Here is a 12289-nt window from a genome sequence, read left to right on the forward strand (position 1 = left end):
TGTATTGAGAAATTGTGTGGATAGCCACGAAGGGCGGAGGACCGCATTTCGATGCCCCTGCTCAGGCGCGGACAGCACCATTTGCCTATTGAGGCAATACATCACCCATTCAGTAGGAGAGCTGCCAGGTCAACCCACAGCGTAACGGGAGAATGCCTGGCCTTGGTAGATGATAGGAGGGGGCATCACACGGGTGTTACCAGAACGAGATCGTCCACGTTCGATACCGTCGCGAGAAACGTACTCCGGTAGGTGATCTTCCGCCGATGCAAGCATAGACAGCATTGCACGCGCCTGCTTTATTGCGCTGCCAATCGATTGTGCGTTTGCGATTGCAGAGTAGAATTTCGTCGCGAATACGACTGCTGCGGTGTCGGTGATCTTGTCCGACATTGCCACGACCACTGGTACAGCGCTCAAAAGTTCATCCGCGCCATTCAATGTGTCGCATGCATTGAGAACGAGAAGCCTTGGGGGGCATCCGTTGCCGCGAGGAAATTGGTTAACTGACGATATCCGACACCGACTCCGGCTGGACAATTAACTTTCCATTGTCGAACAGCACCCCGGATCCGCCACCATGGCCGGAAAAATGCACAACATGAGGCCTGATATCGTTCATCCCATTGAGCATATCTTCAAACGTCGCGGCGGGCAGGTGGCTCACGACCACGCTGTCACGATATCGGGTACCTCGCAATTCGTTTTGAACGTTACGTACCTCGGCATCCGTTCTGAGGGCCCCGCCGGAAAGCATCTCTGGATTTGTCGTGAGATAAAGGACCCTGAGCGGCTCTGGCTTCGGTGCTGGAATCGCGGCCATTCCATTTCTAATCGTCGCGATTTTACGAACATGAGCTTCTTCAGCCCTTCGATCTCGGGAAGCTTGACGGGCGACGGCATCTCGCTCTGACTTTTCGGCTGCTTCCAGACTTTTTTGCTCACTAGCTTTGGCCTTAGCGACATCAGCCAGCTGTTCAAGAAGCCTATTAAAACCAATGATTGTACCGAGCGCGTGGTCATCAGTAATGAGTTTTGCGGAATCCTCACCTATTTAAGCATAACCAACGTAGTTATTGTCTTTTCATTCCAGCGAACCACAAATTTTTTAATAGAACGGCAGTCTAATAAACCAGCTTGCGGATTTGCCATAACATGATAAAAACCGCTCGAGGAATGAGCGACTTCGCTCATAAGGGTAGAGTTTTGCGTCAGGTAAATCATTGATTTGCAATGATTGTGATTTTCTTGAAGCAGGAGGAGCAACCAGTGAACGATTCTGATCGTCACAATTTGATATCTGGATATCTGAAAGATCGCCCCTTTGTGAGTGTGCGCGAACTTCAGGATGCTTTGCATGTTTCGTCAGCAACGATTAGACGCGATATTGATAAGCTGCATCGGCTGGGCAAATTACGTAAAGTCTATGGCGGTGCGACAGCCAATGAAGCAAGTGGAACCGGCTTCGAAGCCTTCTCCCTAGGCTTCTCTGAAAACCGTGATATTGCTGTCAGAGCTAAAAAAGCAATTGCCCGTGAAGCGGCGCGGCTCGTCGTCGATGGCAGCCGCATTATTGTTCACGGCGGATCAACATGTTTTGCATTTGGTTGTGAGATTGCGCGCCGTAACGTATTTGTCTTCACGCAATCTATGCCGCTTGCATCTTATCTTTATGAAAATGGGACCTGCCAGTTGCAGGTCGGCGGTGGCGAATTCCATAAAGATCCCGGTATTCTTTATTCGCCGGATGCCGGACAGGCCACGTTCTTCGCAGCGCAATTCTTTGTTGGCGCGCTCGGTGTTTCTCCGTTGGGGGCACTGGAACAGAATCCCTTGCTTATCCATCAGTCAGCTTATCTGAGCCGTAATGCGACTGAAGTGATCCTGCTCGCAGACAGCCGCAAGTTTGAAATCGATACGCTACCCGTAGCCATTCCTGCAGCCAATATAACCCGCATCATCACGGATGATGGTCTCACAGACCGCAATGCAAAAACGCTGGATGAGTATGGGATCAGTTACACAATTGCCTCTTCAGACAATGACAATGAGTGAGAAGCCAATGCAACAAGTCGCTCAGCTTACAGCCGTTCATGATGCATCTGCGCCGCAAAGCGGTTCGACTGTTCTGGAAATGCATAATATTTCCAAAACTTTTGGTGCAGTGAAGGCTCTTCGGGATGTTAATCTCGATGTGCGAGCAGGCGAAGTTCATGCGCTTATGGGTGAAAACGGCGCCGGAAAATCTACCCTGATGAAGGTACTGTCCGGTGCTTATAAGGCTGATCCAGGCGGAACAATTCTGGTCAAAGGGGTTCCGCGTCAGGAGGCGAAAGGCGAGGTAGCGGTTATCTATCAGGAACTGTCGCTTGCGCCCAATCTGACGGTTGGCGAGAACATGTTTCTTGGCCGCGAAATCTCTAGTGCTGGCATTGTCAATCGCCGCGCAAGCCTTGAGCGTGCGCAGATCATTCTTGATCGACTGAATGTGCGGTTCAATTCACGCACAAAGGTAAGCGAGCTTTCGCTCGGCGAGCGACAAATGGTGGAAATTGCCCGGGCGTTAACCACCAACGCGCGTCTTATCGTGATGGATGAGCCAACCACATCGTTGTCATCGCGTGAAACCGAGCGACTGTTTGATGTCATCGCACAGTTGAAGTCCGAAGGCATTGCAATCATCTATATCAGTCACCGCATGGAAGAAATTTATGCGTTGTCTGATCGGTGTTCGGTGCTGCGTGATGGCGTTTATGTCGGCACCCTTGAACGCAATGACATCGATGCGCCGAAGCTCATTTCGATGATGGTCGGTCGCGACATCGCCAGTTTCTATAAAAAAGCCCATAGCGAGGTTGACCGCTCCGGCGAGCCGGTACTGAGGGTCGAGAACCTTTCCGACAATCGCATGGTTAAGGGCATCAGCTTTGATCTATATCGTGGCGAAGTTCTGGGCGTAGCAGGCCTGGTCGGATCGGGCCGTACCGAAATGGCTCGGTTGATTTTCGGTGCTGATCCCAAGAAATCCGGTCGTATCACGCTAAATGGACGTGTTGTCGATATGGCAAGCCCGCGTCAGGCGCTGGACGCTGGCATTGCCTATCTTACGGAAGATCGTAAAAAACTGGGTCTTTTCCTGGATATGTCGATTTCTGAAAATGTGAATATCGGCGTTGTGGCAAAAGATGCTTGTCCCGGAGGTCTTCTGAATTTTGCACGTGCGGCACAGCGCGCTGCCGAAGCGATCAAAAAGCTGGGTGTAAAAACCCCTTCTGCAAGCAAAAACGTCGGCGGACTTTCTGGCGGTAATCAGCAGAAGGTATTGATTGCGCGTCTGCTTGAAACAGGTCCGGATGTTGTCATTCTCGATGAACCGACCCGCGGTGTCGATGTTGGTGCGAAATCTGAAATTTATAAACTTATAGACAGCCTCGCGGCGTCTGGCGTGAGCGTCATTCTGATTTCATCCGAACTTGCAGAAATTATCGGTACATCTGATCGAGTCATGGTCATGCATGAAGGTGTAATAACCGGCGAGATTACCGCGACGGCGGAGGAGCCGATTACTCAGGAAAAGATAATGGCTCTATCCACGGGATCAGGGTCCAAAACAAAGGCTTGAAACGCCAGTAGTTGTCGGAAGTAACTCTGCAAAAAACAGTCAGATGAGCGATCGCTGTAAATTCAGCCTGAGTTTTATCCGCTCGAATGCAATAGGAAAGACCTTCAAATGAGCAGTTCAACCCCTAACGCCGCCGCCCAGAAAGCAAATGTCCGAGCCATGGTGAGCATTCTTGGTATGCTGCCGGTTCTGATCTTGCTTGCCATCGGTTTTGAGTTCATGAGCGGCCGCTTCATGAGCGTTAACAATCTTTCGATTGTGTTGCAGCAGGCCTCAATCAACACCGTTTTGGCTGCGGGCATGACATTTGTTATCCTGACGGGTGGCATTGATCTCTCGGTTGGCTCAATTTTGGCTGTTTCAGCAATGACGGCGATGATTTTGTCGCTTTTTCCCGACCTTGGCTGGCTCGGTGTGCCGGGCGCACTTGCGATGGGACTTGGCTGGGGACTGATAAACGGTGCGTTGATTGCATTTCTCCGGTTGCCGCCATTCATTGTAACTTTGGGTACACTCACAGCTGCGCGCGGTGTAGCGCGTTTGCTTGGACAGGATACAACCGTATTCAACGCTGAACTCGCTTTCGAATTTTTAGGCAATGGCAAAATTTTAGGAATGCCAATGCTTGCAATTATCGCGCTGGCAGTCGTCGTAATCTCCTGGTTCATTTTGCGTCGCACTGTGCTTGGAACCTGGATTTATGCGACAGGCGGTAACCCGGATGCTGCGCGCCTAACAGGCATCAGGGTTTCTCTCGTTCTTCTGTTCGTATATGGAATTTCGGGCCTTTATGCCGGGCTTGGCGGCGTTATGTCAGCTGCGCGTCTTTATGCGGCGAATGGTCTGCAGTTGGGTACGTCATATGAACTCGACGCGATTGCAGCGGTTATTCTCGGCGGCACCTCATTTGTTGGCGGTGTTGGCTCCATCTGGGGAACGCTGATTGGTGCGCTTATCATCGCAGTTCTTTCAAACGGTCTTATCCTCGTCGGTGTGTCTGACATCTGGCAGTACATCATCAAGGGTCTCGTCATCATCGCCGCTGTGGCGCTTGATCGGCTTCGCCTGCAAGGCGGTGCGCGCACGTAAGTGCAAACAGTAACTATCGAACGAACACCCATTACCTAGAAAACTCCGAGGAGGAGGAAATATGAAATTTGCAAAACTCATCGCCTGCGCAAGTGTATTGTGCATGACAGCTTCGACTGTCAGTGCAAAGGATCTGGAAAGCATTGGCATTTCCGTTGGCCTTCTTGGCAATCCTTTCTTCGTAGCTGCAATCAAGGGCATTGAAGCAGAAGCACGTAAGGTGAATCCGGATGTGAAAATCACTTCCGTTTCAGCAGACTATGAGCTGAACAAGCAGAGCTCGCAAATCGACAGCTTCATCGCAGCAGGCGTTGACATGATCATGCTGAACGCTGTTGATCAGAACGCGATTGCACCAGCAGTCAAGCGCGCTAAAGATGCGGGTGTTGTTGTGGCATCTTTTGACGTTTCGGCACCCGGTTCGGACGTCACTGTCATGACTGACAATGTTGCAGCTGGTCAGAAGGCTTGCCAGTACATCGTTGACCAGTTGAATGGTAAGGGCGATGTTATCATCATCAACGGCCCAGGCTCTTCGTCACTCCAGGACCGCTACAAGGGTTGTAAGACCGTTTTTGAAGCCAATGAAGGCATCAAAATTCTGTCCGAAGATCAAAACGGTGGCGCATCGCGTGATGGTGGTCTGAACACAGCTCAGTCACTGCTGACACGCTTCGACAAAATCGATGGTATTTTTGCGCTGAACGATCCTATGGCTCAGGGTGCTGATCTTGCTGCGCGTCAGCAGGGGCGTTCGGAATTCATCATCACCGGTGTTGATGGTGCTCCGGATACTGAAGTTGCCCTCAACAATGAATCGAGCCTGATCCGTGCAACGTCTTCGCAGGATCCATACAGCATGGCTGGCCAGGCCTTCCGCATGGGCTACGAATTTTTCAAAGGCAATAAGCCTGAAAAAGACACTGTATTGATCGATCCAGTTCTTATCACACGTGAAAATGTAAAAGATTACACTGGCTGGACTGCTCGTTAATCTTCTAAAAGCTCACGATAATATCCAAAGCGCGAAACCCTTTGCGCTTTGGGCATGTTTATTCAGGAAATAGAAAATGACACATAGCGCGCTTCGGCAGGCTGTTCTGGACGCTAATCTGGGCACAGTTGAACATGGACTCGTCCTGTCAACTTTCGGCAATGCAAGCGGTATCGACCGCGAAAGCGGCCAGATTGTCATCAAGCCGAGCGGTGTCAATTACGATCATCTCAAGGCCGAAGATCTAGTACTTTGCGACATCAATGGCGCGGTGCTTGATAACAAGATGAAGCCATCATCCGACCTCGCCACGCACGCTGCCCTTTATCGCGCGTTTAAAGGCATTGGCGCTGTTATTCATACCCATTCGACCTATGCGACCATCATGGCACAGGCGCATAAGGGAATTCCGCCGCTTGGTACGACGCATGCCGATTATTTTTACGGCACCATTCCAGTAACACGTCCGCTGACGGATGCGGAAATTGAGCGTGACTACGTTCTTGAAACAGGCAAGGTCATCATTGAGACATTTGCAGACACTGATCCTCTAGCCATTCCCGCAGTGCTTGTTGCAGGGCATGGACCTTTCGTGTGGGGAGCAACACCGTATGAAGCTCTTTGGAATGCCATTATTCTAGAAGAAGTGGCCCGCATGGCATGGCATATTCTGTCACTTAATCCTGACGCAGAACCTGTTTCGCAAGCTTTGCTTGATCGCCATTACAAGCGCAAACACGGTCCAGCCAGGACTTACGGTCAGTGAGCCGGATTAAGGCAAACTTTATTCTTTTAAACAACGGTCATACAAACTGACCACTCTTAACATTCGGGAGAACATGTGATGGCAATTGTCGCTGGAGTCGATTTTGGCACATTGAGTGTGCGTGTAACTTTGATGGACAGCGATAATGGTTCTGTACTTGCGGGGGCCAGCGCTGGTTATGAGCTAAAGCGCAGTGCAGCGGCACCACTCATGGGTGCTCAATCGCATGATGATCATATGAGGGGGCTTGTCTCTGCCATGCATGACGCTTTGCAGAAGGCAGGCATCCCTGGCAGTGACGTCCGGGCACTGGCCATTGATACCACCGGGTCGAGCGTTGTCATGGTTGACGATAAGCTACGTCCGCTGGCAGATTACTATCTGTGGTGCGATCATCAGGCCCATGAAGAGGCACGCGAAATCACACGACTGGGGCAGGCTGAGGAGCTTGAAGCCTTGCGCTGGTGCGGCGGAACATACTCCCATGAATGGGGCTTTGCCAAGGTTCTTCATTTCCTCCGACACAATCCCGAAAAGCGCGCTGAGTTCTATACAGCACTTGAGCATTGCGACATGATAGCAGCAACACTGTGCGGCATCACAGAGCGCAATGAACTCCCCCGAAGCCTCTGCGGCGCCGGGCATAAATGGATGTATGGCAGCCGCTGGGGCGGGTTTCCGCCACAGGCGTTTTTCAGCCGCGTCGACCCACTGTTTGATGGCATCCTCGACAATATGGCAGGTCGTTATCTCGCATCCGATGCTATTGCTGGTTATCTGAGCGAAGAATGGGCTGACAAGCTAGGGCTTTCCGCAGGCATCCCTATCCCCATCGGTGCTCTCGATGCGCATTGGGATGCGATTGGCTCCGGCGGGCAACCAGGTGATGTTGTAAACGTTATCGGTACTTCAACCTGTATCATCTCGATGGGACCGGCCGATTTTAATCCCGTTGAGGGATTATGTGGTGTTGCAGCGGACAGTGTGGTGCCTGGCTACGCGGGCATCGAAGCAGGCCAGTCAGCCACTGGCGATGTATTTAGTGCCATTGCAAAGCGTGCAGCGAGTGATGTTGCAACGCTTGCTAAAGGTATTGAAGATTTCGCACCGTGCCAGACGGGACTGTTGCGCCTGAACTGGGACAATGGCGACCGCACCGTACTGGTCCGCTCCGATTTGTCTGGCGTGACGCTGGGTTGGGACCTTAATCACGACGCCCGGGACGAGCTACATGCTGCCATTGAAGGAATGGCCTTGCATGTGCGTATCATTATTGATCGCATGTGTGAGGGGGGGTTGCAACCAAATCGTATCGTGAATGCGGGTGGTATTCCGCAGAAGAACGATGTTCTCAATCAAATTTATGCCGATGTTCTAAACAAGGATGTCTATGTTCCTTCTGTTTCACCGGTCGGCACCGGCTCCTGCATCTTCGCGGCGGTCGCGGCCGGATTTTACTCGGACATTCAGACAGCGCAAAAAGCTATGGCACCCGAAGCGCGTGTTTTCTATCCACGAGCTACTCATGTCGCTGGCTATGAAAAGTTATATGAGTTCTACAAAAAGGCCTATTTCGGCTTTGGAGAAGGACAGCCCGTTGATTTTCCAGGATTAATGGCTGAACTCAAAAAATTCCGCGTCAGCAAAGGAGCCTTCTGAAGGTCAACAAATTACCCATTGGTATTGATACAGGTGGTAATCCCTCTGGAATGGGTAAGAGGCCTTCCCAAAGTTGTCTCGCTTACTCCGGTCCTCGCAACTGTATCTCTCATGGTTTCGGAAGCACCCATTTTTGACGTTTTTTACACAATGCGTTAGCCAGGGTAACCAATTTTCGGGCAACGGCTGTGAGGATAACCTTGTGCGGTTTCCCGGCTTTTCGCAAACGATCCGCGAAGACCTTCATGGTCGGGTTGTGATGCGCAGCGACCAGAGCGGCTTTGAACATCACATGCCTCAAGGCACGACGACCGCCTGCAATAGACCGTTTTCCGCGCAGGGTTCCACTGTCATGCGCAACTGGAGCCAAACCTACAAGAGCTGCAGCTTGTTCGCCGGTGATGGTGCCAAGCTCTGGCATTTCAGCGACCAGCATTGTACTTGCCACTGGACCGATTCCGGGTATGGAGCGCAGAACGCTAACGGTCTCGGACAGCAAATCGTCACTGGATATGGCGGCTACGATCCTGTCCTCAAGCTCTTTGATCAGGCTGCCGAGCCTAACCTTTAGTTCGGTTTCGATGCAGTCAAACATCTCAGCTGTGCCAAGTTTCTGATGCGCACGGATCTGGGCAAGAAGGCGTTTTCGCATCTCCACCATCTGGGTACGCTTCGAGGTCAATGCTCTGAGAAATCTGAGCTTTTCTGCAGGAAGACTGCGACCCGCATCGGGTCGGAAAGCAAAGAACCGCGCGATGAGTTCTGCATCGATCCTGTCAGTCTTGGCGCGTGTGCCGCGGCTTTGCGCAAATGCCTTCACCTGAGCGGGAGGCACTTGGCGGGCGACGACACTTTCTGCTTCAAGCTTTGCCCAGAGCTGCCATTCCTGTCCACCGGTAGATTCAAAGCAAACGACCGCATCTCGATCATGAGCAAGATCCGCGACAGCAGTGTGCCCTTCTGGAATATTTGGTATTCGGCATTGAAGCCCATCAGGCAGGCAATGAAGATCTAGCCAGTCCCGGCTAACGTCTATGCCGATGATGCGGCCGTGTGATAGATTATCCATGCTCTCTTCCTTCTGGTGCGCGGTACTCAATGTCCGCAATCAACTGTCCGAGACGATGAAGAGAGGCGGTGCCGACATGCTAGGAAACGTGGTCAAGCCACAAGGCTCAGACGTCGCGCACCACCCCATCACTGCCCCTGACCAGGGGCAGTGATGGGCGCAGTTTAGCAGATGCTAAATACAGAAGGCTCAGGACTTCGGTAACGGGGCAATTCATGTCAAGCATTTTTTGACAACCGATCGCACCCGCATAGCTGCGGCCTCGATTATATTTGTAGTTTTGACATTCCTGTTTGCGCTGCTGTCCTAGTGTGAAGTCAACCCGGTTACATGCTTCGGTCCGTGGTCAGCGCAATTGGCTGCCAATATGATGCTGGTTCAAATGTAATCTCGATGTGCCCATCTCATAGGCGTGCTCGACTTTCCTCGGCCACAGTCCTGACCCCGGCATCATCGGAACCACATCCCTTGGGGGACTTCGACAGCCTGCAATCAGGCACGCAAAGGTTGCAACGTTTCTTTAAATCTTATGCGACAAAGCATCATCTGACCGAAAGTCGGTATTATCGACCCACATTCGATGAAGGATAACGCTGATACGACCCGCCAAAGCAACCACCGCGCGCTTCGTGCCACGGCGGCGGGCAACTTGTGCAGGCCATGTTCTCAACCATGTTGAACGACCACTATGTATCATGACCGTCGCGGCCTGACACAACGCATGGCGTAAGTTGACGTCGCCAGCTTAGGTAATGCTACCCGAAACGTCGAGTTCGCCGGATTGATTGCGAGATGGCGTCACTCCGACCCATGGCCCGACTTTCTTTGATGATGTGAAACGAGAAGGATCATCAATGGCGGACCGGTAGCTCCGAGCAACAACCGCTCCCACTCCGGGCATCGACATAAGCAGACAACCGCGCCTTGCTTACCTGCATCAGGTCAATGTTTTTGGAGAGAAACTGGCGAATAAGCTTGTGTCAAAAGAGCTGCAGTTTGAACGTCAGCATCAGCTGATCTTATATAGCTGCGATGGATGGCTTCCTCCATGCAGGTGAAATAATAAGGCGGAAGTGAGAATTCAGTCTCTGAAAGGATCAGAAAACATTTCGCATTGACTGAACAAAAACTAATTGGATTGTTCCGCCCCATATGAATTGTGAGTGGTGAGAAGTCACATGGGACGAATATTTTTTTCAGCCTAATCCTGGGACCTTATTTAGCTTAAAGAACGCTAACGTTTTCAGCCTTGGACTTGCCAGTTTTGCGGTCTTGTCCGATATCATAGCTGACTTTTTGTCCGTCCTGAAGAGCGCCCCCAAAAGCAACGGCTGAGATGTGAACGAACACGTCCGCACCACCATTTTCAGGCGTAATAAAGCCGAAACCCTTATCATTGTTGAAAAACTTAACTGTACCAGTCGCCATATTTTCCTAGCGTCTCTCACTCTAAATTCACATTCACGTAAAGGCCAGTACAGAAGAGAATTAGTTAATTTTGGGGGACTCGGGTGGCTTAATAGGATGTTGAAACGTTCGTTGCAGCTGCCCCCAGCCGGGATCATGCATGTGAGGTTGAAGTCCTGCCCTTAAAACGAGAGCCTGTGCCTCGGATTCTCCAAACGCCAATGCTTCCTTAACATTTGCAGTGAGCACGTTGCCATTTTCCATTAGGACTTTGCCGTCAACAATTACAGTGTCTATATCACTTCCCTGTACCTGGTGAATAAGACGATGGACCGGCATCCAATTGGGTGTCAGGTGTGGCTTACGCATATCGATGATGACTATGTCGGCTTTCTTGCCGCATTCCAGCGAACCGATTTCTTGATCCATGCCAATTGCTCTCGCTGCATCAATTGTTATCATTTCGAAGATTTTACCCGGCGGCAGAATGTATCGGTTGTGATTGTGTAAAATGTGCTGTGTCGATTGAGCTAACCGAGCGATTTGCAGCATATCAAAATGGCGGCTTGGAGCCGCGCCGTCTGATGTGATGGCCACTGGAACGCCACGGGCCATCATTTCCATAATTGGGGTTGAGCGCCCCGGAGGAGCATGGGTGACATGCGTGCCCGTTTGAGCAAGAATGTCTATTTCTTCGTGAGATATTCCCCAACAGTGCTGCAAATGCACATCAGGACCCAGCAATGCATTCTCCGTGTCCTGAAAAGCCATACGAATTTGTCCCGCAAAAGCATCCGAGTGAATGCGTACGCCCCACTTGAGCGCTGTTTCGCGGATACGTCGCGCCTGCGCTCGGTCTTCCTTTGTGAGGTTTACCGCAAAGTCTGGTGTTGAAGCATTGGAAGGTTCTACCGAAGGTACGATCGTAAATGGTGTCAAAAATACCTTGATTCTACCATTCGCGGTACCGTTCAGAGCTTCGATGGTGCTTTCCGCACCCTCAATCATTTCTTCAAAAGATACTTCGCGTCGCTCCGGCTTTCCGCTTTCCCAGCGCGTCACCGATTGCGGCCAGGGCAGGCCTGCGGGTCCCACGCAGATAATCTCTCGCAAACCAAGTTCTGAATAGGCACGGGCATGATTGATCGCAAACACCGGATCATCACTGCGGGGCATTGAGGTGATGATGCTGGCAGAAGTCGTGACACCAGCACATAGTTTCTCAAGTCCAGAGACAAGCCCATCCGCATACCAGTAGTCGCGGGTAACATAATGATAGTAGGTCGGAGTAACAATTCGCATCCACAAAGCATTGGTATCCGCGCCGATACTGCGGATCAACGCATGGCCGGCATGTCCATGGGCATCAATGAGGCCAGGAATGATTAGTTTTCCAGTGCAGTCGATGATTTTCTTCCCGGTATGCATGGGCTGGATTTCTTCGGCAGTGCCAATATCAACAATCCGGTCTTTTTCGATTGCTATGCCGCCATTTTCGATAATGCGCCGCTTAGGGTCAACGGTGATGATCGTTCCGTGAAGTAGCAGTAGCCCAACCATTTACACGTCCTTGTTTCTTGACTGGAATCAATTGAGTTGCCGATTCCGAAATTCACGGTGTCGATATTTTCCATAATAATTGCCAACAATATCGTTGACAATATGCCAGTCAATTAAGATAGT

Annotated in this window: 12 protein-coding genes; 6 read left to right on the top strand and 6 right to left on the bottom strand. The window is 51.2% G+C overall.

Annotation, left to right across the window (positions count from 1 at the left end):
* Positions 1-129: 129 nt before the first annotated feature.
* Together WH356_RS20600 and WH356_RS20605 are read right to left on the bottom strand one after the other, a co-directional pair.
* Positions 130-540: a CHAT domain-containing protein gene (locus WH356_RS20600; protein WP_339514179.1), complete on the bottom strand. Its 411-nt coding sequence runs from the start codon at positions 538-540 to the stop codon at positions 130-132.
* Positions 503-823, bottom strand: coding sequence for a hypothetical protein (locus WH356_RS20605; RefSeq protein ID WP_339514181.1), 321 nt, complete (start codon positions 821-823; stop codon positions 503-505). The genes WH356_RS20600 and WH356_RS20605 overlap by 38 nt, the downstream gene beginning before the upstream one ends.
* A gap of 446 nt (positions 824-1269) precedes the next feature.
* On the opposite strand from WH356_RS20605, the gene WH356_RS20610 reads away from it, so the two are divergent.
* From WH356_RS20610 to WH356_RS20635, 6 genes are all read left to right on the top strand, one after another.
* Positions 1270-2055 carry a DeoR/GlpR family DNA-binding transcription regulator gene (locus tag WH356_RS20610; RefSeq protein WP_339514182.1) on the top strand — a complete coding sequence of 262 codons (786 nt, stop codon included), beginning with the start codon at positions 1270-1272 and terminating at the stop codon, positions 2053-2055.
* Positions 2048-3622, top strand: a complete 1575-nt coding sequence (locus WH356_RS20615; RefSeq protein WP_445253710.1) for a sugar ABC transporter ATP-binding protein — start codon at positions 2048-2050, stop codon at positions 3620-3622. Before WH356_RS20610 ends, WH356_RS20615 begins: the two co-directional genes overlap by 8 nt.
* 108 nt (positions 3623-3730) lie before the next feature.
* Entirely contained in the window at positions 3731-4711 is a 981-nt protein-coding gene (locus WH356_RS20620; protein ID WP_339514184.1) for an ABC transporter permease subunit, read from the top strand.
* 61 nt (positions 4712-4772) lie between these two features.
* Entirely contained in the window at positions 4773-5705 is a 933-nt protein-coding gene (locus WH356_RS20625; RefSeq protein WP_339514185.1) for an ABC transporter substrate-binding protein, read from the top strand.
* 76 nt (positions 5706-5781) lie between these two features.
* Positions 5782-6471 (top strand): L-ribulose-5-phosphate 4-epimerase AraD, encoded by a 690-nt coding sequence (araD, locus tag WH356_RS20630; RefSeq protein ID WP_339514187.1) that lies wholly within the window; start codon positions 5782-5784, stop codon positions 6469-6471.
* A 78-nt stretch (positions 6472-6549) separates the two neighbouring features.
* A complete protein-coding gene (locus WH356_RS20635) occupies positions 6550-8130 on the top strand; it encodes a ribulokinase (protein WP_339514189.1) in 1581 nt (526 codons plus the stop codon).
* Between the two features lie 109 nt (positions 8131-8239).
* Here the strand turns inward: WH356_RS20635 and WH356_RS20640 are convergent, their stop codons facing one another.
* The 4 genes from WH356_RS20640 to WH356_RS20655 form a co-directional block, all read right to left on the bottom strand.
* Positions 8240-9199, bottom strand: coding sequence for an IS110 family transposase (locus tag WH356_RS20640; RefSeq protein WP_339514191.1), 960 nt, complete (start codon positions 9197-9199; stop codon positions 8240-8242).
* Positions 9200-9944: 745 nt separating this feature from the next.
* Positions 9945-10106 carry a transposase gene (locus WH356_RS20645; RefSeq protein ID WP_339514193.1) on the bottom strand — a complete coding sequence of 54 codons (162 nt, stop codon included), beginning with the start codon at positions 10104-10106 and terminating at the stop codon, positions 9945-9947.
* Positions 10107-10423: 317 nt separating this feature from the next.
* Positions 10424-10627 (bottom strand): cold-shock protein, encoded by a 204-nt coding sequence (locus WH356_RS20650; protein ID WP_339514195.1) that lies wholly within the window; start codon positions 10625-10627, stop codon positions 10424-10426.
* A gap of 60 nt (positions 10628-10687) precedes the next feature.
* Positions 10688-12166 (bottom strand): amidohydrolase family protein, encoded by a 1479-nt coding sequence (locus tag WH356_RS20655; RefSeq protein ID WP_339514196.1) that lies wholly within the window; start codon positions 12164-12166, stop codon positions 10688-10690.
* Positions 12167-12289 lie beyond the last annotated feature (123 nt).

The sequence above is a fragment of the Ochrobactrum sp. MYb379 genome, assembly GCF_037479515.1.
Lineage (GTDB): Bacteria > Pseudomonadota > Alphaproteobacteria > Rhizobiales > Rhizobiaceae > Brucella.